We start from the raw sequence: 24152 nt of genomic DNA, 5'->3' as shown, positions 1-24152 counted from the left end.
GGCGATCAAGTCGGATCAGATTTTCCTTGCATCATCCCGACCCCATCGCTTCATTTGAGATTGGGGGAATGAGCATGAAGTGGCGGTTGGGCTGTGATCTTGGTACCAATTCGCTTGGCTGGGCGGCGCTGCAGTTGGATGACGAAGGGAAACCCTGCGGCATCATTGCAGCCGGCTCGCGCATCTTCAGCGATGGCCGCGACCCGAAATCCGGCGCCTCGCTCGCTGTCGATCGCCGCGATGCCCGGGCCATGCGTCGCCGGCGGGATCGCTTCAAGCAGCGCCAGCGCGGATTGCTCAAGCACCTGACCGCCGACGGCCTGTTCCCCACTGACCCAGTCGAACGCGAAGCGCTGAAGGCACTCGACCCCTTCGAACTGCGCGCCCGTGCGCTCGATGAAGCGTTGCCGCTGCATCATCTCGGCCGCGCCTTCTTCCACCTCAACCAGCGGCGCGGATTCAAGTCGAACCGCAAGGCGGACAAGCCCGATGACGAGAGCGGCAAGGTCAAGATCGGCATCGGTCGGCTGGAACAAGCGATCAACGAACGTGGTGCGCGTACCTTTGGCGAGTTCCTCCACCTTCGCCGTGTCGGTGCGATCGATGCCAACGCCATTCCGAGCGTCCGCACGCGCCTTCGGCCCGAGGCCGGCGAGGATGCCAAGGGCAACGGCTATGATTTCTATCCCGGCCGCGCGCTGATCGAGGACGAGTTCCGCGAAATCTGGGAGGCGCAGGCACCGCATCATCCGGAGGTGCTCACCCCCGAGGTCTATGAACGCCTGTTCGAGACGGTCTTCTACCAGCGCCCGCTCAAGTCGCCGCAGATCGGTACCTGTACGCTCGTCGCAGGCGACCGGCGGCTGCCCAAGGCGCACCCGCTGTTCCAGCGCCGTCGCCTGCTCGAGGAATTGAACGCGCTGATGATCGTGCGCCCGGGCGAGCGGGCGGAGCGGTTGACGCATGAAGAGCGCGACCTGCTGTTCCTCAAGCTCAAGGACAAGGCGAAGGTGAGCTTCGAGACGCTGAGGCTGCGCGTGCTCAAGCTCGATCCCGATGCGCGCTTCAACAAGGAGAGCGAGAACCGCACCGAGCTGAAGGGCGACGAGGTCGCGGCGCTGATGGGTGCCAAGACCCGTTTCGGCAATCTCTGGGTGCATCTCTCTCCCGAGGCGCAATGGGCAGTGGTCGAGCGGCTGAGTGCGGTGGAAAGCGATGCAGACGAACGCAGTTTCCGCGATTGGCTGGCGGCCGAGCATGGGCTCTCGCCCGAGCAGGCTGCGGCGGTGCTCTCAGTGCATCTGCCGCAAGGCTATGGCCGTTTCGGACTGGAGGCGACCACTCGGCTGATCGAAGCGCTACGCTTCGGAAGCGATCCGGATGGACGGGTTATCGTCTATTCGGAAGCAGTCGAGCGCGCGGGATTCCGCCATCACAGCGATTTCCGCACCGTCGATGTGCATTCCGAATTGCCCTATTATGGCGTCGCCCTTGAACGGCACATCATGCCGGGAACCGGCGAGCCGTCCGATCCCGACGAGATGCGTATCGGGCGGCTGACCAACCCGACCGTGCATATCGGACTCAACCAGCTCCGCCGCGTCGTCAACGCGCTGATCCGTACCTATGGCCCGCCGGCCGAGATCGCGATCGAATTGGCGCGCGAGTTGAAGCTCACCGATGACGACAAGAAGCGGCTCAACCGCGAGAATAACGAAAACCGGCTGGGTGCCGAGCGTCGCTCGGAAAAGCTCGCAGCGATCGGCCAGCCCGACACAGGTGCCAACCGCGCGCGCCTGAAACTCTGGGAGGAACTCAATCTCGGCAACGTGCTCGATCGGCGCTGCATTTATACCGGCCAGCAGATTTCGATCGAGATGCTCTTCTCGGACGCGGTCGATATCGACCATATCCTGCCCTTTGCCGGCACGCTCGATGACAGCAACACCAACAAGATCGTCTGCATGCGTGAGGCGAACCGGGCCAAGCGCAAACGCTCACCCTACGAAGCCTGGGGCCATACGCCGCAATGGGAGGAGATCGCCGCGCGCGCCGCGCAACTGCCGCGCAACAAGCGATGGCGCTTCGAACCCGATGCGATGGAACGGTTCAAGGAAGAGGGTGGCTTCCTGGCCAGGCATTTGGTTGACACCCAATATCTTGCGCGGCTCTCCCGCGAATATCTCGCTGCGCTCTATCCGGAGGCCGGCGGGGGCAGTGGCCACGTCTGGGTATCGCCTGGGCGGTTGACCGAAATGGTGCGCCGCAAGCTCGGCCTCAACGACCTGCTGCCCGATCACAATTTCGGAGGCGGTGCGGACCAGCCCAAGAACCGGCTCGACCATCGCCACCACGCGATCGACGCGGTGGTGATTGCGATCGTCGATCGATCGCTGCTGCAGAAGATCGCGCATGCCTCGGGCCAGGCGGGCGCCGAGGGGCGCGAGCGCATCATGGTCCCCGAACCTTGGGTCGGTTTTCGCGACGATCTGCGTGCCGCGGTTAGCACTATCACGGTCAGCCACCGTGTCGATCACGGCACAGCATCGAAGGCTGGTCTTCCTAAGGGGCGGGATGCCACTGCTGCCAGGCTGCATAACGACACAGCCTATGGCTTTACCGATCGCGTCGATTCCAAGGGAAATCCGCTGGTGGTCCATCGCGTTCCGCTGGAGGCTCTCAAGCCCGAGCATCTCATTGATGGCGGGAGCGGTGCGAAGCCGGCATGGGTGGCGGATGCGGATCTGCGCCGGGCGCTGGCGGATGCGACCAAGAGCTATCGAGACAAGGGCTTTGGGGAAGCCGTCCAGCGATTTGCCGAGGCACACCATTGTTGGAAAGGGCTGCGGCGCGTCCGAATCCTGGAGCCCACCGCCGTCATCCCGATCCGGGACAAGAGCGGTAATGCCTATAAGGGATACAAGGGCGATTCCAACTATCGATATGATATTTGGGAAATGCCGGATGGGAAGTGGAAAGCAGAAGTCATGTCGATGTTCGATGCGCATCAATCGACGGAAAGAAAGCGCCCGCATCCGGCTGCGAAGCGTGTCATGCAATTGCATCGGGACGACGTGATCGCGATCGAACGCGGTCTTGGGCAATGTGAACTTATGCGGGTCGTCAAATTCTCCGACAAGCAATTTGCTGTGGCGCCGCTCAATGAGGGAGGCGCTTTGAAGGCCCGCGATGCCGACAAGGGCGATCCTTTCAAATATGCTTATCCTTCGCCCGGAACCCTGAAATCATGGCGTGCCCGAAAAGTAGGGGTTGATGAGATTGGCCGCGTTCGTGACCCTGGCTTCCCGATGCGCACCGCGGTGCGCCGGACGCGCATCTAGGCAAGGGGTGGGGGTGGCGTGGATCGCATCGTCGATATCGCTACCGACGGCCGCCATCTGTCCGCGCATCGAGGGTTCCTGATCGTTTCAGAAGAACGCGCCGAGGTCGGACGGGTGCCGCTCGACGATGTCGCGGCGGTGATCGTGCATGCGCACGGCGTCACCTGGTCGACAAGCTTGGTAGTGGCGCTGGCTGAGCGTGGCGCGATCCTGCTCCTGTGCGGATCGAATCATGCTCCCGTCGCTGTTTGCCTTCCGCTTGACGGACATCATGCCCAGAACGGCCGGATGCGTGCGCAATGGGAAGCTGGCCGGCCGCTCTCCAAGCAGCTCTGGCGCCGCTTGGTAATAGCCAAGATACGCTGGCAGGCGGCAGTGCTAGAGGCGAACGGGCGATCTGCTGGCGCCTTCGATCTTCTCGCCCGGCGTGTGGGCTCGGGTGATCCGGAGAATGTCGAAGCGCAAGCAGCGCGGCGATATTGGCCGCTGTTGATGGGAGACGCGTTTCGGCGTGATCGCGAGGCGGATGGTGCCAATGCGATGCTGAATTACGGTTATGCGATACTGCGCTCGATGTGCGCCAGAGCAGTAGTAGCGGCGGGCCTCCATCCCTCGATCGGCGTCCACCACGCCAATCGCGGTAATGCCTTCGCGCTTGCCGATGACCTGATCGAACCGTTTCGCCCACTTGCCGATGCGCTCACTGTTCGGTTGATCGCGCATGGGGTCGACAGCGTGACGCCTGAGGCGAAGCGAGCGTTTGCCGGAATGATCGCGCTCGATCTGCCGGGCGAGAATGGTACCACCACTGTGGCGGGTGCCGCCACGCGCGCCGCGCAGTCGCTCGCGGGTTGTTTTCAGAGCGGGCGTGCGGGTGACCTCGTTCTGCCGATCCCACCTTCTGCGATCGAGCTCTCGGGCCTCGAATCGCTGCTGGTATGATGCGATGGCAACGCAGCTCAGCGGCTATAGGCTGATGTGGATTTTCGTGATGTTCGACCTGCCGGTCATGACGAAGGATCAGATGCGCGCGGCGACCAAGTTCCGCGAATTCCTGCTGGACGAAGGTTTCGAAAAGAGCCAGTTTTCCGTTTACGCGCGCTTCTGCAATGGCAAGGAGCAGTTCGAGGGCTATATGCGACGGATCGAGGCGCACCTTCCTGAAAAGGGCGATATTCACATCCTGACCTTCACGGACCGGCAATATGAAAATGTCGTACGTTTTTCCGGCCAGAGGCGAAGGCGCCAGCGGAAAAATCCCGATCAGCTGGCATTGTTCTGATGATTTGGGCTGACTTTGTGCGGGTAAAGTGGGCGATTATCCCGTTCTTAATCAACGAGATAATCGCCCATCTAGAATAGTCACTTAGAGATCGTGGTCCAGCGGCAACACTATCGCCGCACGCTCATTTACGTCCGCAAGAATAGTCACTTAGAGATCGTGGTCCAGCGGCAACGACGACGTGCCGGTCTGCAAGGCCTGCTCGAGAATAGTCACTTAGAGATCGTGGTCCAGCGGCAACGCGCGGCCCGGTCGCCAACACGTTCTGGAAGAATAGTCACTTAGAGATCGTGGTCCAGCGGCAACGCGAGACGAACGGCGTGACGATCGCCGCGAAGAATAGTCACTTAGAGATCGTGGTCCAGCGGCAACCGAATCGATGAAGGTCGAGTTCATCGACAGAGAATAGTCACTTAGAGATCGTGGTCCAGCGGCAACCGCCTGCGGTGCCGAAGGGGATGGTCGCTTGAGAATAGTCACTTAGAGATCGTGGTCCAGCGGCAACTTCCGGTGGTCTCGCGCAAGTGACCCTGTTAGAATAGTCACTTAGAGATCGTGGTCCAGCGGCAACAGCCGCCGGCCATAGATGCGGTAATTGGCGAGAATAGTCACTTAGAGATCGTGGTCCAGCGGCAACAAGGGCTGATGTTGGACGGGGTGATAGTGCAGAATAGTCACTTAGAGATCGTGGTCCAGCGGCAACGCTTTGCGAGCGCCAGTGCGCTTGCGACCGAGAATAGTCACTTAGAGATCGTGGTCCAGCGGCAACGGGCAGCGGCCTCGGGATAGGTCTCACCTTAGAATAGTCACTTAGAGATCGTGGTCCAGCGGCAACGTACGGCGCATCGGGCGTGTGGTGGGAGGGAGAATAGTCACTTAGAGATCGTGGTCCAGCGGCAACAGCAGATCGGCTCGGGCATGCGCTCGTCGCAGAATAGTCACTTAGAGATCGTGGTCCAGCGGCAACTTAAGGGTGCGTGGCTATATCTGACGTTCGAGAATAGTCACTTAGAGATCGTGGTCCAGCGGCAACTGCCAGCGACACAGGTGAACCCGGCGCTGTAGAATAGTCACTTAGAGATCGTGGTCCAGCGGCAACCTTACCCCCAGCGTCGATCGCCTCACCGCGAGAATAGTCACTTAGAGATCGTGGTCCAGCGGCAACAGGATCCTGACGCGCGGCCGGTGGCTGCTCAGAATAGTCACTTAGAGATCGTGGTCCAGCGGCAACCGGCAAGCCTGCCGCCGATGGACCGCGCTAAGAATAGTCACTTAGAGATCGTGGTCCAGCGGCAACTCTGCCTCGACCGTCACGTAGGTGCGCGCAAGAATAGTCACTTAGAGATCGTGGTCCAGTAGAGGGACTTCCTGGCGGATCGTGTTAATCCGACATGACAGCGCTCTTGAGCGATGGTTTTCGATTACACTTGCGGCCAATGAAATGGCAGCCGAGATCCCAACCTTTCCGGCCTGTCGAACAACGCGTTTCCAGATCTTGGGGGAGAAGGAACTCGCACGGTAATCGGCGAGCTGGACCTCGGTGCTGCGTCTCGGAACCGGTCGTTCCGGGGCGCCCGGATCGGCCGAGAACCACCATTCGTTCAGCGATCGCGGCGCGGTTATCACCATGGCCGCGCGACCACCCAGGGAGCGGTTCAGGTTTCCGTCCGGAACCGGTCGCCTCCATGGCGTGCATTTGTGGATGCCATGCGTAGCTGTGATGGCGACATGCCCAGGGTTCGCTTGAACATTGTCGCAAAGGCGCTGGGGCTGTTGTAGCCCGATTCGAAGGCGACTTCGGTGATCGAGGCGCCCGCGCTGAGCCGGGAAACCGCTGCGTTCAGCCGTGCCCGGGCGCGCCAGGTGTTGAAGCTGATGCCGATCTCGCGCCGGAACGACCGGGTGAAGGTTCGCCGTCCCATTCCGGCGACCCGCGCCGCCTGGTCGATCGTCCAGTCGCGCTCCAGCTGGCCCAGCGCTTCCTGGCAAAGGCGCAGCAGCCGCGGATCGCGCGGCGCCGGAATCTGAAGCGTCGGCGCGCCCTGCTGGGACATCAGCCACAAGACCTCTTCGGCGATGAGGTCCATCAGCAGGCCATCGCGGCTTTCCTGCACATAGGCCTCGGGCAGGCTGGCGGCGGCCATCATCATTTCGCGCAGGAGCCCGGAGACCGGTATCGTGCCCAACCTGCCGGCTTTCGCCTTGTCGGGCGGCAGCGCCAGGTAGAGCGTCATCACGCTCGAGTCGCGATGCACCCGCATGTCGTGGACCGTGCCTGCCGGGATAAGCAGCGTCGTCTGCGGCGGGACGTTGTAGATCGCGTCGCCCGCGGTGAACGAAAGCATGCCCGAGAGCACATAGGCCAGCTCCGCGCGGCGATGCGAGTGGCGCAGGATCGTCAATTCAGCGGGCAGGGTAGAGGTCCGCACAAGAACGCGGCGCGGCGCATTATCGCAATTAAAGGCCGGGTGGAATCGCTCCATACCGAATTTTTATCATGCGCGTTCGCGAGGGCTATCACCTTCTTGCGTCGCAACGGAAATATTGTGGCGATGCAGCAAAAATGACGCACCGTTCATGTTCTGATGAATCCGCAAAATAGCTATTAAAAATCAGTAAGTTAACAGGCGAAAAATACACTCCGAAATGGTGCTATTGCACCGATTGGAGCGTGTTTCGCGGATTTGGGTGCCGGGTCATGGTCGGATTGTGCAGGTGCAAAAATTGGCCCGCACGCGAAGAATAATGGCCCGCCGGCGAGAGCGGCGCACGGAATTGTTACTCATGATGTCCGGGCTTGAAATATGATGTCGGGACGAAGGCCGACTCAGAAACAATATAACGCCGAGCAATAAAACCGGCCGCCTGCGCAGCATTCGCGCAGTTGATGGCGGCTGCACTTAGGGGATTCAAAATCAAAAGTCGAGCCCGTGGGTGAATGTGCCCATGGATTTCGATGTCTATTGAACAAGGGGGCAAATTTTGAAGAAGAGCTTCTATGGCGCCGCTTCCGTCGTCGCGCTGATCTGCGCATCGTCCGCCCATGCACAGCAGGTTGACGAGCAGACGGAACCCGCCGCCGCGCCGACCGAGATCGTCGTGACCGGGTCGCGCGTTGCCCGCACCGAGTTCGACAATCCGACCCCCACCACCGTGATCGGCGCCGATCGGATCGAGCAGACGGGCCTGAACGACGTCGGCGACGTGCTGCTCCAGATGCCGCAGATCAGCGTCGGCCTGGGCGCCAGCAACGATACCTTCCAGCGCGACATCGGCGCCAGCTTCATCAACCTGCGCGGCCTCGGGACCAATCGCACGCTCGTGCTGGTCAACGGGCGCCGGCGCGTGTCCGGCTCGCGCGACGGTTCGCAGGTCGACGTGTCGTCGATCCCGTCGTCGATGGTCGAGCGGATCGAGATCATCACCGGCGGCGCTTCGGCGGTCTATGGCGCGGACGCCGTCTCTGGCGTGGTCAACATCATCCTCAAGGATGACTATGAAGGGCTCAACCTCGCCGGCCGGTATGGCATTTCGGCGCGCGGCGATGGCGCCACCTACATGCTTTCGGGCAGCGGCGGCGGCAAGTTCGCCGACGGTCGCGGTTCGGCCAGCCTCGGCCTGACCTACCAGAAGAGCGACATCCTGCGGTACACCGACCGCGACTATACCTATGGGGACGGCGCGCTGAGCTTTGTCAGCAACCCGGCCAATACCGGTCCGGCGGACGGCATCGCCGACCGGATCGTGATCAACTCCCCGCATACGATCGGCAATTCCTATCAGCCGACCTTCGTCGTCGGCGGCCGCCGTTATTTCTACGACAACGGCCTGGTGCCGCTTAACAACCCCAATTGCTACAGCACGGTCTGCAGCGGCGGGAAATATGGCTATGACAGCCGCGAGCGGAACCTGCGCAACCCGCGCGAGGCGTTCGCCGCGATGGGCTCGGTGAACTACGAGATCACGCCGGCGATCACCGCCTATGCCAACTTCGAATTCTCCTATTCGAGCTCCGACACCAACGGGCAGAGCTATTTCGACAGCACGCTGACGCTGCGCCGCGACAACCCCACGCTGCCCAGCGCGGTGACCGCGCTGATGGATGCCAACAACCTCTCGACGCTGACCGTCGGCTATGAGGGCGAGGACATCTACGGCAACAAGCGCTATGTGAATTCGCGCTACACCTACACGGCAGTCGGTGGCCTGCGCGGCAAGCTGACCGACCGGTTCAACTGGGAGGCCTTCTACCAGTACGGACGGCGCGACCAGAACTACAAGGTCTTCAACACCCGCATCGAAAGCCGCTTCTTCGAAGCCATCGACGCGGTCCTCGACACGACGACGAACCAGATCGTCTGCCGCAGTGCGACGGCGCGTGCCGCCGGCTGCACTCCGATCAGCATCTTCAACGGCCGGCTGACCGACGCGCAACAGGCCTATTACCAGTACACCTTCCAGCGCGACGTCACCAACGAGCAGACGCTCGCGGGCATCCAGGCGACCGGCTCGCTGTTCGATCTGCCCGGCGGGCCGCTGAGCGTCGCGGTGGGCGCCGAGTACCGCAAGGACCGGCTCCAGTCCGTGGACGACGGCATGGGTGCGCGCGGCCTGCTGTATCGTACCGACAATGGCGGCGGCCCGGTCGATGCCAGCAGCGACGTGAAGGAGGTCTTTGCCGAGCTCGTCGTCCCCGTGCTCAAGGACGTTCCCTTCTTCCGCTCGCTCCAGGTCGAGGGCGCGGCGCGCTATTCCGACTATAACACGATCGGAAGCACGATGGCGTGGAAGCTGGGCGGCGAATGGGCGCCGATCGATGCGCTGCGCTTCCGCGTTACCCGCTCGCGCAGCGTCCGCGCGCCGAACATCGTCGAGCTGTACAGCCCCGACACGCTCGGCACGCTGAACATCACCTTCGATCCGTGCGACGCCACGCAGATCAACCTGGCGCCGAACCGACTGGCCAATTGCCGTGCCCTGGGCGTTCCGGTCGGCTGGGTCGATCCGGCTGCGGCGCTCGCGCTGCCGACGGCGCTGGGCGGCAACCCGGACCTGACCGAGGAAACCTCCAACTCCTGGACCGCGGGCGTGGTGTTCAACCCCGTGCGCAACCTGCGCCTGTCGGTCGACTATTGGCAGATCCGGATCGACAACGCGATCCAGACGCTCGACGGAAACACGATCGTCGACAATTGCGTCGACTCGGCGAGCCTCGACAACGCGTTCTGCGCGCTCGTCACGCGCGGCGGCCTTGCCGGGGTCAACGATCCGTATGTCGTGTCGAACATCGACCTGCGCCAGATCAACATCGGCCGGCTCGATGCACGCGGCATCGACGTGGCGCTCAACTATAGCACCAAGCTGGATGGCATCAGCTCGAAGCTGGGCGGCCGCCTGAGCCTGGGCGCGACGGTGACCTATCTCGACAAGCTGGAAGAGCTGGTCGACATCAACGATCCGGCGAGCCTGCTGATCGAAGATGGCGAGTTCGACGATCCGACTTGGCGCGGTACGTTCAACATTGCCTACAGCGATGGCGGCCTGAACCTGGCCTGGAACACCCGCTATGTCGGCAAGTCGAGCCTCGATGTGCAGCGCACGTCGGAATATAACGGCTTCCTGAAGGTCGATCAGCGCTTCTATCACGACGTTTTCGCCAGCTATAAGCTGCCCAGCGACTTCACGCTGCAGTTCGGCATCAACAATCTGTTCGACACCAAGCCCCCGCGCACGCCGTCCACCTACACCGGCGCGTTCGATGGCTCGCTGTACGACAATATTGGCCGTTCCTTCTACATCGGGTTCTCCAAGAACTTCTGATCGATCGATCGCTCGCCGGATCGGGTGGCGCACCACTCCTTCCGGCGAGCGCCCTGTCTAATTTCCGGCCCGCAAGCCTCTGCCGGCGGGTGCAATGTCGAGGATAGTCGATGATGAGATCAACCCGCCTGGCTGCTCTGCTGGCCGCCACTGCCGCGATTGCGCTTTCGCCTGCCGCTCAGGCGCAGGACAGCTATCGGCTTCCGCCCAAGGAAGTCGTCGACATCCTCGATATTGCGCCGCCGCCTGAGGCCAGCGCGAGCCCGGACGGCCGCTGGCTGGTGCTCACCGCGCTCAAGGGCATGCCGACCATCGAAGACCGCGCCGCGCCGATGCAGAAGCTCGGCGGCGTGCGCGTCAATGTCGCGACCAACGGGCCCTATGATCTCAAGCCCTACGACCTGAACTCCTCCTATACCGGGCAGGGCACCGGCTATCAGCTGGTCGACCTGAAGAGCGGCAAGAAGCTCGACCTGAAGGTGCCCGACGCGAAGCTGGGGCCGCCGATGTGGTCGCCCGACAGCAGCCGCTTTGCGTTCCTGCACACCACGGCCAAGGGCATCGAGCTCTGGATCGCCGATGTGGCGACCGGCGTGGCCAAGCCGCTCTCCGGCCCGACGATCAACGCCGCGCGCAGCATCGACTATCAGTCCGATGGTCCCTGCCAGTGGCTCGGCAACGCCAAGCTGATGTGCCATTTCGTGCCCGAGGGCCGTGGCGCGGTGCCGGTCATGCCCGTGCCGACCGGCCCGGCCGTCCAGGAGACGGATGGCAAGAAGGCGCCGGTGTGGACCTTCACCAACCTGCTCACCAGCAAGTTCGATGAAAAGCTGTACGACTATTACATGACGTCGCAGCCGATGGTCGTCGATGTGGGCACCGGTGCCGCTACGCCGTTCGGCAAGCCGGGCATCTTCCAGGAGCTGACGCCGTCGGCCGACGGGAAGTATCTGCTCTCGGTGCGGATCGTCCCGCCCTATTCCTATCTCGTGCCGGCCAGCCGCTTCCCCAAGGAAGTCGACATTCTGGCGCTAGACGGCACCGTGGTGAAGCATGTCGCCAGCGTCGCCACCAACAATGGCGGCCCGGAGAGCCTGGGCTGGGCGGGCAGCGGCGCGCGCGGCTTCCAGTGGCGCCCCTCGGCCGATCCGGCGCTGCTCTATGTCACGACGCTCGACAACGGCAATCCCAAGCAGGAAGCCAAGGATCGCGACAGCGTGATGCTGCTCGAGGCACCGTTCACCGGCGCGCCGAAGGAACTCCTCCGCACCACCGATCGCATCGAATCGAGCGGCCCCGGCTATCAGGCGCGCGAGCTGTTCGCCTTCACCGAAGACGCCAAGCAGGCGCTGGTCAAGCAGTTCGCCTGGGGCACCCGCGAGACCAAGATGTGGCTGATCGGCACCAGCGGCGAAGGCGCCAAGCCGGAGCTTCTCTGGTCGCACAATGACGATGACTGGTATGGCGATCCCGGCACGCCGGTGACCAAGACGGTGAATGGCCAGACCGTGCTTCGCCAGGACGGCAACACGATCTACCTAGCCAGCGAAGGCGGATCGCCCGACGGCGATCATCCCTTCCTGTCGCGCTTCGACCTCGGCACCAAGAAGACCGAGCGGCTGTTCACCACCAAGGGCGAGAACTTCGAAGAGATCGTCGACGTGCTCGACGACAAGGCCAGCCAGATCGTCACGCGCTACGAAACCAGCCTGACGCCGGCCAACTATTATCTCCTCAACCTGGGTGCCGGCGCCAAGAAGACTGCGCTGACCGCGATCGCGCGGCCGAAGACGGCGCTCAGCTATTCGAGCAAGGAGCTGATCAACTACACCCGCGCCGACGGCGTTCCGCTCAGCGGCACGCTGTACCTTCCGCCCAACTACAAGAAGGGCGATCGGGTGCCGACGATCGTGTGGGCCTATCCGCGCGAATTCGCCGATCTGAAGGGCGCGGGGCAGGTGCGCGGCACTTCCTATGCCTATTCGGGCGTCTCGCCGCGCACGCCGACCGACTATATGCTGTTCCTCACCCAGGGCTATGCGGTGCTGGCCGATGCCTCGATGCCGATCGTCGGCGGCCTGCAGGCCAACGACACCTATGTCGAGCAACTGGTGGCCAACGCCAAGGCGGCGACCGACATGCTCGTCGCCAAGGGGGTTGCCGATCCGAAGAAGATCGGTGTCGCCGGCCTCAGCTATGGCGCGTTCATGACGCTCAACCTGCTGGCCAACAGCGATCTGTTCGCGGCGGGCTATGCGCTCAACGGCGCGTACAACCGCACGCTGACGCCGTTCGGCTTCCAGCGCGAGCGGCGGACCTATTGGGAAGCGCCCGACGTCTATACCAAGATGTCGCCGTTCATGAACGCCCCGAAGATCAATGAGCCGGTGCTTCTGTTCCATGGCGAGGCCGACAGCAACACGGGCACGTTCCCGATCCAGACCCAGCGCCTCTACCATGCGCTGAAGGGCCTGGGCGGGACGGCGAAGGTCGAGATGCTGCCGCTCGAGGATCATATCTATGCGGCGCGCGAGACCCGTCTCCACGTGCTCGCAGAAGCATTCGACTGGTTCGACAAATATGTGAAGAATGCGAAATAGGCCGGGCAAGGCCTAGTCGTTGATCCACTGGCGAGCGGCGGTCCGGTGGCCGCCGCTCGCTTCGCTTACAGCACCCGGGCGGAGCCTTGCCGCCGATGGAGGAAATCTGCCCATGTCAGTGCGCACCCTGCTTCTTGCAACGGCGCTCGTCTCGGCTCCGCTGGCCGCCGCCGCGCAGCAGGCGGCCCCGCCTTCGGTGACGGCGCCGGCCAGCTTCTTCAAGCAGCCGGTGGGCAGCGACTATTTCCTCGCCAACTATTCGGAATACGAAGCCTATCTGAAGCGGCTGGCGAGCGAATCCGATCGGATGAAGCTGGTCGATATCGGCAAGACCGCGGAAGGGCGGACGCAGTGGGTCGCGATCGTCTCGTCGCCGGCCAATCTCGCGCGCCTCGAAGAATATCGCACGATCGCCGAAAAGCTCGCCCGCGGGCGGCCCAGCGAAGCCGAGGCGCAGCAATTGGCGCGCAGCGGCAAGGCGATCGTGTGGATCGACGCCGGCATGCACGCCACCGAAACGGTGACCTCGCAGGGCCAGATCCAGGTCCTCCACCGCATGCTCAGCCAGTCGGATCCCGAGACGATGCGGATGCTGGACGACTGCATCATCCTGTTCGGCCACGACAATCCGGACGGCATGGAGCTGGTCAGCAACTGGTACATGCGGCACGCCGATCCTAAGGCCCGCGAGTTCGCCACCTTGCCGCGGCTCTACCAGAAATATATCGGCCACGATAACAACCGCGACAGCTTCATGGCGCAGATGCCCGAGACGGAAAACGTCAACCGCATGCTGTTCCGCGAATGGTATCCGCAGATCGTCTATAACCAGCATCAGACCGGGCCGGAGGGCATGGTGGTGTTCGTCCCGCCGTTCCGCGACCCGTTCAACTTCAACTATGATCCGATCGTGATGTCGCAGCTGAGCGAGGTCGGCTTTGCGATGCATTCGCGGCTGATCTCCGAGGGCAAGGCGGGGTCGGGCATGCGCAGCGCCGCGCGCTATTCGACCTGGCACAATGGCATGGAGCGCTCGATCTCCTATTTCCACAACGCCATCGGCCTGCTGACCGAGATCATCGGCGGGCCGACCCCGGCGAAGATCCCGCTGGTCCCGTCGACGCAATTGCCGCGCGGAGACGAGATGATGCCGATCGCCCCGCGCGACTGGCGCCTGCAGGATTCGCTCGACTATCAGTGGAGCCTCGATCGCGCGGTGATCGACTATGCCTCGCGCAACCGCGAAAGGCTGTTGTTCAACATCTGGCGGATGGCGGCGAACAGCATCGCGCGCGGCAGCCGCGATAGCTGGACCATCACGCCGGCCAAGGTCGACCGTCTGTCCAATGCGGCAACGCTCAAGGCAGAGGGCGGGGAGGGGGCCCGCGGCCCGAAGAAGATCGATCCCGCGCTCTACGACAAGCTGCTGCGCGTGCCGGAAGAGCGCGATCCGCGTGCCTATGTGATCCCCGCGGCCCAGCGCGACATGCCGACCGCGATCGCGTTCCTCAACGCGCTGATCAAGGCGGGCGTGGAAGTCGAACGCGCGGATCAACCCTTCACGGCCGGCGGAAAGACCTATGCGGCGGGCTCCTATATCGTGCGCGCGGCGCAGGCCTATCGGCCGCACGTGCTCGACATGTTCGAGCCGCAGGATCACCCGCACGATACCGAATTCCCCGGCGGCCCGCCGACGCCGCCCTACGATATCACCGGCTATACGCTCGCCTATCAGATGGGCATCGGCTTCGACCGGCTGCTCGACGAAGCCCCGCCGCCGCAGACGCCCGTCACCGGGTTGATGACGCCGCCGCCCGGGCACGTGACGGGCTCGGGCGCGGCGGGCTGGCTGGTAGGCCACGAGACCAACAACAGCTTCATCCTCACCAACCGCTTGCTCAAGGCGGGCGTCCAGGCGCGCTGGCTGTCGCAGGCAACGACAGCGGACGGCGTCACGCTGCAGCCCGGTGCCTTGTGGGTGCCGGCGTCTCCGGCGGCGAAGGCGACGATAGAACAGGCAGTGAAGGAGCTGGGCATCGATGCCCTTGCGGTCTCCACGGCGCCGACGGGGCCGAGCATTGCGCTCAAGCCCGTTCGGATCGGGCTGGTCGATCGCTGGGGCGGCCTGATCTCCGCGGGGTGGACGCGGTGGCTGCTCGAGCGATTCGAATTTCCCTTCGAGCAGGTGTTTCCACAGCGGCTCGATGCGGGGAATCTGAAGCGCGACTATGACGTGCTGCTGTTCACCGACGATGCGCTCCCGGCCAAGGGCGCATGGGGATCGGATCGCGCCGCAAAGCAGCCCGAGGCCAAGGACACGCCGGCCGAGATGCGGGCGATGCTCGGCAGCATAACCGACGAGAAGACGGTGCCCGTGATCGCGCAGTTCGTGAAGCAGGGCGGCGCGGCAGTCACGATCGGCAGTTCCGGCCGGCTCGCCGAGCTGCTCGACGCACCGCTTGCCGCCGCGCTCTCCCGCGAGGAAGAAGGCAAGCAGCGGCCACTGCCGACGACCAGCTTCTACATCCCCGGATCCTTGCTGCGCGCGCGCGTGGATACCACGCAGCCGCTGGCCTATGGCCTGCCGTCCGAAGTCGACATGTTCTTCAACTCTTCGCAGAGCTTCGTGCCGGTCGGCAGCCAGGCCTCGGCGCGCAGGGTGTCCTGGTTCGAGGGGAGGAACCTGCTGCGGAGCGGCTGGGCGGTCGGGCAGGAGCGCCTGGCCGGCACGATCGTGGTCGCCGATGTCGATATCGGCAAGGGCAAGCTGTTCGTTATGGGCCCCGAGGTCGCGCAGCGCGCCCAATCCTACGGCACCTTCAAATTCCTGTTCAACGCGCTGCTTTACGGTGCCGCGGAGCGGTGATCGCGAAAGGCGCCATGTCATAAGGCATTGGCGTCGCCCCGGCGCCGCGTAAGGCGCCGCGCTTCGGCGCGCTCGGCGCCTTGCCGGCGCGCCGGGCGCAGCCATTTTCGTCAAACGCCCTCGATTTCATCGCAAGGCATAGCGACGAAGCGATAAATTCAGCGACTTCCAAAAGATGGCAGGGGCGCTCGGATTCGAACCGAGGGCCTTCGGTTTTGGAGACCGACGCTCTAACCAGCTGAGCTACGCCCCTGTGCGGTGGGTGGCTCTAGCGGGGACTGGCGGCCGGGGCAAGCCAGTTCCGCCAGCCTTTTTTCAGGCAGCCGCGCTTGCGCCGCCTTGCGGACGGATCGCCAGGGCGCGGGCTTCCTGCACGGGCAGGGGACGGCCGAAATAATAGCCCTGCACCTTGGTGCAGCCGAGCTGCTGAACCATGTGGTGCTCCTCCTCGGTTTCCACGCCCTCGGCCGTGGTCGCCATGCCCAGGCTGTCGGCAAGCGCCACCACCGCGCGGATGATCGCGATCGCCTCCTTGGTGCCCTTCGATGCGCCCTGCACGAAGCTGCGGTCGATCTTGATCGAACTGAACCGGGTGTGCGCCAGATAGCCGAGCGAGGAATAGCCGGTGCCGAAATCGTCGAGGCTCAGCCGCACGCCGAGCTCGAGCACCTTTTCCAGCACATGGATCGCCTGGGTGCCCTCGCGCATGAACACACTCTCGGTCACTTCCAGCTCGAGCCGCTCGGCGGGCAGGCCCGACTGGGCCAGCGCCTGCGCCACCATCGTGGCGAAGCTCGGCGAGTGGAGCTGCTCGGGGCTGACGTTCACCGCGACGCGGATATGCGTGTCCCACTTGGCCGCTTCCTGGCAGGCGGTGCGCAGCACCCATTCGCCGATCTGCGGGATCAGCCGGGCATCCTCGGCCAGCGGCACGAACTTGGCGGGCGAGATCACGCCGAACTCGGGGTGCGTCCAGCGCAGCAGCGCCTCGAACCCGGCCAGCGAGCCGGTGTCGGCCTTCACCACCGGCTGGTAGTTGAGGTGCATCTCGCCATTCTCGATCGCGGTGCGCAGCGCGATTTCGAGCACGCGGCGCTCCTCGGCGGCCATGTGGAGCTGCGGTTCGTAGCAATGGAAGGCGCCGCCGCCGCTATCCTTCGAGCGATAGAGCGCGAGGTCGGCCGAGCGGATCAGCATCTCGGCGGTGCGCCCGTCGCGCGGGCCGACCGCGAGGCCGACCGAGGCGCCGATGAACAGCGTGTTCTGGTCGATCTCATAGGGCCGCGAGACCGTGTCGATGATCGCCTGCGCGAGCCGCTCGATGCCCGCGGTGTCGGTCGCGTCGCGCACCACCACGGCGAACTCGTCGCCGCCGAGGCGCCCGACCATCTCGTTCTCGCTCATCAGCTGCTTCAGCCGTTCGGAGACGCGCATCAGCAGCCGGTCGCCCACCGGGTGGCCCAGCGTGTCGTTCACTGCCTTGAAGCGATCGAGGTCGATCATCATGAAGGCGCAGCGCGAGCCCCATTTCTCGGCCTCGCCCATCGCCCGCGCCAGCGTCTCGTTGAGCAGAAGGCGGTTGGGCAGGCCGGTCAGCGTGTCGAAGCGCGCCATCTTGCTGATCTGGTCGGCAGACTTGCGCGCCTCGGTCACGTCGGAGCCGACGCCGCGGAAGCCGATGAACGCGCCGCCCTCGTCGAAACGTGGGCTGGCGGACATTTCCCACCAGCGCTCCTCGCCGTTGACGAGCACGGGCAGCAACAGGTCGTGGAACGGCTCGCGCGTCTTCAGCCGCTCGGCCAGCTCGCGCAGGCCGGCGGCGAAATTGCCGTCTTCCCAGGTTGGTCCGGCCAGCACCTGGAGAAAGGGGGTGCCGTTGATCGTCTTGGGATCGACGCCCAGCGACTTGGAGAAGCGTGGATTGGCGCGGGCGACGCGGCGCTGCGCGTCGATTTCCCACAGCCAGTCGGCCTCGCCCTCGCGCTCGGTCTCGCGCAGGAGCAGGCTCAGCGTCTCGTCGCGGTCGGCAATGGCGATCTCGCCCGCGCGGATCACCACCAGCGCCTTGCCGCGGGCAAAGGTCGCCATGGCGAGCAGCACGGTGAACAGCGCGGCGGCGGCGGCCAGCATCGGCGAGGCGATCAGCGACAGCGTCACCACGAGCGCGGTGCCGACGATCGAGACGAAGGAAATGGTGGCGAGCGGCAGCGCCGCCATGGCGACCGCGCTGGCGGTCATCAGCAGCGACAGCACGATCCACAGGCCGAGCGCGGCGCTGGCGTCGACCGCATGGCCAAAGGCGAGGGGCGGGATCGACCAGACCGCGCCCAACGCGATGCCGTCGAGCAAGGTGTCGCGCACATCGCCGATCGAGGCGGTCACTGCCTCGCGGTGGCGGCGTGCGAGGCGGCGAAAGGCCACCGCGACGGCCACTGCCGCCACCAGCGCGCCCCAGCTCGCCAGCTGCCAGATCGGCACCAGCGGCGCGAGGATCATGGTGACGAGCGATGCGCCGATCACATTGGCGGCGAGCATGAACAGCGCCAGCTGGCTGCCGGCGTGCAACTGGGCAGCGCGGATCGGCCCCCAGTCGGTCGTATCCGCCGGGTCGTACAGGCCCAGGAGCGCTCGCGCATCGATGCGCGGCCGGGCGAATTGCGAGGTCGTCTGGCTGGTCACCCAAAGGGTGTAGCGCGGCGGTGGTTAGCGAGAGGTTAGGCGGGCACCCGGAAAACGCCGATTTTTCTCGTCCTTATGCCGGATTGCCGGCTTCCGGCATCAGCCGCGAGGGCCAGCCGATGCGGATCAGCAGCCCGTCCGGCCCGGCGATCCCCACTTCGTACAGGCCCCATTCGCGGTGCCGCAGCACCCCGCCGGGGCGGATGATCAGGTCGTCGACCCGGGCGGCGATGGCATCGACTTCGGGCGTGCGGATGAACACGCCGAACGGATTGTTCTCCGTCGGCACGCGCCATGGCCCCGATCCTGCCTGGGTGAGATGCAGCTCGCAGCCCCAGCCCTGGAGGATGTAATATTGCCCGTCGCCGCCCACCCGTTCGAAGCCCAGCCGCTCCCAGAAGGGCAGCGCGCCCGGCAGGTCGTTATGCGGCACGATCGCGAACGCGCCTGTGGTGGTGGGAATCGGCATCGAGAGGTCTCCAAGAACCTTGGCTCTGCCTAGCGCTCTCGATCGTCACCCCGGCCTTGTGCCGGGGTCCACCATGCCGTGTGCGTTGGGGCAGGAGCCTCTTGTCCAACATGTGCCGCGCAGTGGACCCCGGCACAAGGCCGGGGTGACGGGAGAAAAGCATATCTCGCGTCCGGCTCCTGGTCATTGTGTTTCAAATATATGATCCATATACGCTACATATACGAATCATATATGGAGTCGCCCGATGGGCATCGTGAACATCGAAGAGGAACTGCACGACCAGCTGCGCCGCGCGAGCAAGGTGTCGGTCCGCTCGATCAACGCGCAGGCCGCGTTCTGGATACGGATCGGCATGCTGTGCGAGACCAATCCCACGCTAAGCTTCAACGAGATCATCGAGCGCGAGCTGCGCGAGGCGGGGGTCTCGGCGCCACCGCTCACCTTGGTGGCGCATGACCAAGCAGCCTGAGGAAGTCGCGCTGCTGGCCGAATCCGGCCGGCTGCTCGCTTCGGTGTTCGGCCTGCTCGATCGCACCCCGCTGGCGGGCAGGTCGACGCTCGAGATCGATGCGATGGTCGAGCGGTTCATCACGGACGAACTGCACGCACGCCCTGCGAGCAAGGGTCAGTATGGCTTTGAATTCGTGCTTAATTCCTCGGTGAACGAGGTGGTCTGCCACGGCGTGCCCTCGCCATCGGACGTGCTGTGCGACGGCGACATCGTCAATTTCGACATCACGCTGGAGAAGAACGGCTACATCGCCGATTCGAGCAAGACCTATCAGGTCGGCGAGGTCGCGCCAGCCGCCCGGCGGCTCGTCCAGGGCACCTATGAGGCGATGTGGCTGGGCATCGCCGCGGTGCGCCCCGGCGCCCGCACCGGCGATATCGGCTGGGCGATCGAGCGTCATGCCAAGCGGCTCGGCTATTCGGTGGTGCGCGAATATTGCGGGCACGGCATCGGCCGCGAGATGCACGAGGACCCGCAGATCCTCCATTTCGGCCGCCCCGGCACCGGGGTGGCGCTGCGCGAAGGCATGGTCTTCACGATCGAGCCGATGCTCAACCGCGGCCGCCGCGGCGTGCGTACCGAGGAGGATGGCTGGACGGTGGTGACGCAGGACGGCTCGCTCTCCGCCCAGTTCGAGCACACGGTGGCGGTGACCGCCACGGGCGTGCGCGTGCTGACGCTGCGGCCGGAGGAAGCGGGCATGCTTCGGCGGATGAAGCTGGCGGCCTGAGCCGAGGCAGCAGTCGTCATCCCGGCGAAAGCCGGGATCTCATGCGGCTCTTTTTCCCGCGCCTTCGCCTGAGATCCCGGCTTTCGCCGGGATGACGACTGGATTGCAACGTGGGTCAGCAAAGCAAACCCCGTCATGCTGAACTCGTTTCAGCATCCAACCTGCCACAAACGATATCGCTCGTGGAGGTTTGGACCCTGAAACAAGTTCAGGGTGACGATGAAATTGACAGGAGGCGCCCCGACGGCGACCGTCGGGGCCTATGCCTTACGCAGCCAGCGCGTAGGGCTTGATCTCGCCGTTCAGATATAGGTTGCGCGCCTTGGCGCGGCTCAGCTTGCCCGAACTGGTGCGGGGCAGGGTGCGCGGCGGCACCAGTTCGATCACGCAGTTCATGCCGGTCACCGAGCGGACGCGCTCGCGGATCTCGTCGCGCAGGCGCAGGCGCTCCTGCTCGTCCGAAGTGCGGCACTGCACCAGCACCGCCGGCGTCTCTTCGCCGCCCGGGGTGGTGATCGCGAAGGCGGCGACGTCGCCCTGCTTGAACGCCGGCAGCTGCTCCACGGCCCATTCGATATCCTGGGGCCAGTGGTTCTTGCCGTTGATGATGATCATGTCCTTGGCGCGGCCGACGATATAGATGTAGCCGTCGCTCATGTAGCCCATGTCGCCGGTGTCGAGCCAACCGTCCTTCAGGCAGGCATCGGTTGCCTCCTGGTCGCGGAAATAGCCGACCATCACGCTCGGGCCCTTGCACCAGACCTTGCCGATCGCCTTTTCGGGAAGCGGCGTGCCGTCTTCCTCGCGGATCTCGATCGTCATGTCGCGGGCAGGCACGCCGCAATTGACGATCGCGCGGAAGCGCTGCGGGCGGTCGCCGCGGGCGACTTCGCCGCCGGAGAGCTGGGTCTCCTCGACCAGCTCGACCATGATGCCTTCGCCCGGCGGCATGATCGAGACGGCGAGGGTGGCTTCCGCAAGGCCGTAGCTCGGCAGGAAGGCGCTGGCCTTGAAGCCCGCATCGGCGAACGCGTCGACGAACGACTGCATCACGTCGGGGCGGATCATGTCGGCGCCGTTGCCGGCGACGCGCCAGCGGCTCAGATCGAAGCGCTCGCTCGCCTTGGTCTGGCTCGACATGCGGCGCGCGCAGATGTCGTAGCCGAAGGTCGGCGAGTAGCTGAGCGTCGTGCCCGGGTTGCGGCTGATGAGGTCGAGCCAGGCGAGCGGGCGCCGGGCGAAGTCCTCGGTCTTCAGGTAATCGGTCGAGACCTGGTTGGCGACGACCGAGAGCAGGCAGCCGACCAAGCCCATGTCATGGTACCAGGGCAGCCAGGAGACGCAGCGATCGCCTTCGCCGACGTTCATGCCGTGGCTGTGCGCGGCCAGGTTGTTGAGCAGCGCATGGTGGGTGATCGCCACGCCGTGCGGGAAGCGGGTCGAGCCGCTCGAATATTGGAGATAGGCGATGTCGTCGGTCTTCGCCTTGGGCAGCTCGGTCGCCACCGCCTCGCGCTGGCCGAACTCGGACCAGTCGATGCCCGGAACGTCGTTGGCGCGCGCGGCCTCGGCGCACATCGCGCCGATTTCGGGCGGGTAGATCAGCATTGCCGGGTCGCAGCTCTGCAGCTGGACGCTGAGCTGGTCGATATAGGACTGGGCGCCGCCGAAGCTGGTCGGCAGCGGCAGCGGCACCGGCCAGGCGCCGGCATAGATGCAGCCGAAGAACAGCGAAGCGAATTCGGTGCCGGTCTCGGCGATCAGCGCGATACGGTCGTCGGGCTTCACGCCGGCCGCGATCAGGCGCTGGGCCTGCTTCAGCGAATCCTCGCGCAGCTCCGCGAACGGATAGGGGCGCACGAGATTCCCGCGCGCATCGTGGAAGTTGAGCCCGCGCTTGCCCTTGGCGGCATAGTCGAGCGCTTCGCCCAGCGTGTCGAAATCCGCGAGGCGACGCGGCAGGCTGTCGTCGGTGGGCGTAGGCGCGAGCATTCCCGCTTCCTTTTCAGCCTCGAGCGATCCCGTAACGTCCAATTCCATTCTTTATTCCGTGCCCCTGCGTGGTAGCCAACGTCGTGCCCCCACGACATATTTTGAGGCTAGCCTCTGCTACGCACTGTCGTTCAAAATCGGTTGCCACTGTGGCACAATCATGGCGCATGCCTGCCCCGAGACGCCCCCTGCCACCGCTGAATAGCGCCGATCTGGAGCGTTACGCGCTCCGCTATGTCGAACGTTACGCTACGACAAGGGCTAAACTGGCGGCCTATCTGTCCCGCAAATTGCGCGAGCGCGGCTGGGCGGAGGAAAAAATGCCCGAGGTGGAGGGGCTTGCCGATCGGTTCGCCGAGCTCGGCTATGTCAACGACCGGCTCTACGCCGAATCCAAGGCCGGCGCGATGGCGCGGCGGGGGCTGGGCGCGCGCCGGGTGCGCGAGGCACTGCGCTTCGCCGGGGTGGAGGAAGCCGACACGGCGGCGCTCGCGCCGGCGATCGAGGCCGAGGCGCGGGCCAGCGCGCTCGCCTTTGCCCGGCGCAAGCGGATCGGCCCCTTTGCCCGCGAGGCGGCCGATCGCGCGCTGATCGAGAAGCAGATGGCGGCGATGATCCGCGCCGGCCACGCCCCATCGCTGGCCCGTGCGATCCTCAGAATGGCGCCGGGGGATGACCCGGAAGCCACACTTTTCGACGACTGATACCTGCCAGCAACAAATGCAATTCCATTTATGGAAAATACTATGTTAGGGTCTCCCTCCGGGGGAACGGAAAATGCGTGCTGACCAACAGGTTGCGCAGAACGAGTATATAGACGCACCGAACTTGGCCGAGGGGATTGGCGAGGACCGCGCGGATGACGGTCAGGTCTTCGCCGGTGTCGTAAAATGGTTCGACGTCACACGGGGATTCGGCTTTCTCGTCGCCGACGACGCCGCCGTGGGCGACATTCTCATCCATTTCACCGTGCTCCAGGATCATGGCCGTCGCTCGCTGCCCGAGGGGGCTCGGGTCGAGTGCACCGTGGTCAAGCGCCAGCGCGGCCTGCAGGCGCGCGAGATTCTCTCGATCGACCTCAGCCAGGCGGTCGAGGTGCCCAAGCGCCCGGCCGAGCGAGTCGACCGGCTGCGGATGATCGATTCCGCCGGCCCGTTCGAATCGGTGACGGTCAAGTGGTTCAATCGCCTAAAGGGCTATGGATTCCTGGTGCGCGCGTCCGACTCGGCGGATATATTCGTCCATATGGAGACCTTGCGCCGCGCGGAGATCGAGGAAGTCGAGCCCGGCCAGCCGCTCAGCGCGCGCATCGTCGATGGCGAAAAAGGGCCGCTCGCGGTGGCGGTCGAAAGGACCGGCTGATCAAATGACGTTCGTGCGTGGGTTGGGGGCGGTGCTTGCCGCCTCGGGGTTGCTCGTCTCCGGCGTATCGCGGGGCGAGCCGCTGGGTGCGCCGGTCGCGGCGCAGGGCGTCCGCAAGACCGACGTGACGATCGACAGCGCCGGCGGACAGCACGTCTTCCATGCCGAACTTGCCCGGACCGCCGCCGAACAGGAGCGCGGGCTGATGTTTCGCACCAACATCCCCCAGGACGGCGGCATGCTGTTCGCGCCCTATCCGGCGGACGGCCCGCCGCGCGAGGCGCGCTTCTGGATGAAGAACACGCCCACCGCGCTCGACATCCTGTTCATCCGCGGCGACGGCACCATCGCCCGCATCGCCGAGAATGCCGTGCCCTATTCGGAGGAGACCCTGGTCTCGGGCGAGCCGGTGGCGGCGGTGCTCGAGGTGAATGCCGGCGTTTCGGCGCGGCTCGGCATCAAGGCCGGCGACAAGGTGCGCTGGGCGAAGCAGTAAG

General features: G+C 64.6%; 15 protein-coding genes, 1 tRNA gene and 1 CRISPR repeat array. Of the genes, 11 read left to right on the top strand and 5 right to left on the bottom strand.

Going from position 1 to position 24152, the window contains the following annotated elements; translation table 11 throughout:
* The first annotated feature begins 74 nt into the window (after positions 1–74).
* From cas9 to cas2, 3 genes are read left to right on the top strand one after another with little or no spacing between them, the layout of a single operon-like run.
* On the top strand, positions 75–3341 hold the full coding sequence (gene cas9 / locus P6144_RS09330; RefSeq protein ID WP_277767483.1) for a type II CRISPR RNA-guided endonuclease Cas9: 3267 nt from the start codon (positions 75–77) through the stop codon (positions 3339–3341).
* Positions 3342–3359: 18 nt separating this feature from the next.
* A complete protein-coding gene (gene cas1 / locus P6144_RS09325; protein ID WP_277767482.1) occupies positions 3360–4283 on the top strand; it encodes a type II CRISPR-associated endonuclease Cas1 in 924 nt (307 codons plus the stop codon).
* Positions 4284–4287: 4 nt separating this feature from the next.
* On the top strand, positions 4288–4623 hold the full coding sequence (cas2, locus tag P6144_RS09320) for a CRISPR-associated endonuclease Cas2 (RefSeq protein WP_277767481.1): 336 nt from the start codon (positions 4288–4290) through the stop codon (positions 4621–4623).
* A 73-nt stretch (positions 4624–4696) separates the two neighbouring features.
* Positions 4697–5986: direct repeats of the CRISPR family, unit length 36 nt; unit sequence AGAATAGTCACTTAGAGATCGTGGTCCAGCGGCAAC.
* 292 nt (positions 5987–6278) lie between these two features.
* Here cas2 and P6144_RS09315 read toward each other — a convergent pair.
* Positions 6279–7025: an AraC family transcriptional regulator gene (locus P6144_RS09315; protein WP_277767480.1), complete on the bottom strand. Its 747-nt coding sequence runs from the start codon at positions 7023–7025 to the stop codon at positions 6279–6281.
* A 580-nt stretch (positions 7026–7605) separates the two neighbouring features.
* Here P6144_RS09315 and P6144_RS09310 point away from each other — a divergent pair.
* The 3 genes from P6144_RS09310 (at position 7606) to P6144_RS09300 (ending at position 15909) form a co-directional block, all read left to right on the top strand.
* Positions 7606–10443 (top strand): TonB-dependent receptor, encoded by a 2838-nt coding sequence (locus tag P6144_RS09310; protein ID WP_277767479.1) that lies wholly within the window; start codon positions 7606–7608, stop codon positions 10441–10443.
* Positions 10444–10553: 110 nt separating this feature from the next.
* Positions 10554–13043 carry a prolyl oligopeptidase family serine peptidase gene (locus P6144_RS09305; RefSeq protein WP_277767478.1) on the top strand — a complete coding sequence of 830 codons (2490 nt, stop codon included), beginning with the start codon at positions 10554–10556 and terminating at the stop codon, positions 13041–13043.
* 112 nt (positions 13044–13155) lie between these two features.
* Positions 13156–15909 carry a M14 family metallopeptidase gene (locus tag P6144_RS09300; protein WP_277767477.1) on the top strand — a complete coding sequence of 918 codons (2754 nt, stop codon included), beginning with the start codon at positions 13156–13158 and terminating at the stop codon, positions 15907–15909.
* 176 nt (positions 15910–16085) lie between these two features.
* Here the strand turns inward: P6144_RS09300 and P6144_RS09295 are convergent.
* The 3 genes from P6144_RS09295 to P6144_RS09285 form a co-directional block, all read right to left on the bottom strand.
* Positions 16086–16162 (bottom strand) — tRNA-Trp (locus P6144_RS09295).
* A gap of 62 nt (positions 16163–16224) precedes the next feature.
* Positions 16225–18588, bottom strand: coding sequence for a GGDEF and EAL domain-containing protein (locus P6144_RS09290; RefSeq protein WP_277767476.1), 2364 nt, complete (start codon positions 18586–18588; stop codon positions 16225–16227).
* A 73-nt stretch (positions 18589–18661) separates the two neighbouring features.
* A complete protein-coding gene (locus P6144_RS09285) occupies positions 18662–19057 on the bottom strand; it encodes a glyoxalase (protein WP_277767475.1) in 396 nt (131 codons plus the stop codon).
* Between the two features lie 247 nt (positions 19058–19304).
* Here P6144_RS09285 and P6144_RS09280 point away from each other — a divergent pair, with 247 nt between their 5' ends.
* Positions 19305–19529, top strand: a complete 225-nt coding sequence (locus P6144_RS09280) for a ParD-like family protein (protein ID WP_277767474.1) — start codon at positions 19305–19307, stop codon at positions 19527–19529.
* A complete protein-coding gene (gene map, locus P6144_RS09275; RefSeq protein ID WP_277767473.1) occupies positions 19513–20301 on the top strand; it encodes a type I methionyl aminopeptidase in 789 nt (262 codons plus the stop codon). The genes P6144_RS09280 and map overlap by 17 nt, the downstream gene beginning before the upstream one ends.
* A gap of 267 nt (positions 20302–20568) precedes the next feature.
* Here the strand turns inward: map and P6144_RS09270 are convergent, their stop codons facing one another.
* Positions 20569–22341, bottom strand: a complete 1773-nt coding sequence (locus tag P6144_RS09270) for a fatty acyl-AMP ligase (protein WP_277767472.1) — start codon at positions 22339–22341, stop codon at positions 20569–20571.
* Positions 22342–22613: 272 nt separating this feature from the next.
* On the opposite strand from P6144_RS09270, the gene P6144_RS09265 reads away from it, so the two are divergent.
* The 3 genes from P6144_RS09265 to P6144_RS09255 all read left to right on the top strand — a co-directional run bounded on the left by P6144_RS09265 (position 22614) and on the right by P6144_RS09255 (position 24151).
* Positions 22614–22997: a RecX family transcriptional regulator gene (locus P6144_RS09265; protein WP_347275573.1), complete on the top strand. Its 384-nt coding sequence runs from the start codon at positions 22614–22616 to the stop codon at positions 22995–22997.
* A gap of 73 nt (positions 22998–23070) precedes the next feature.
* Positions 23071–23655, top strand: a complete 585-nt coding sequence (locus P6144_RS09260) for a cold shock protein (protein WP_277767470.1) — start codon at positions 23071–23073, stop codon at positions 23653–23655.
* Positions 23656–23659: 4 nt separating this feature from the next.
* Entirely contained in the window at positions 23660–24151 is a 492-nt protein-coding gene (locus tag P6144_RS09255; RefSeq protein WP_277767469.1) for a DUF192 domain-containing protein, read from the top strand.
* The last annotated feature ends 1 nt before the right edge of the window (position 24152 follow it).

The organism is Sphingomonas sp. HITSZ_GF (assembly GCF_029543155.1).
Classification (GTDB): domain Bacteria; phylum Pseudomonadota; class Alphaproteobacteria; order Sphingomonadales; family Sphingomonadaceae; genus Sphingomonas.
Note: the sequence above shows the minus strand (reverse complement) of the source record. Positions and strands in the feature narration are given on the sequence as shown.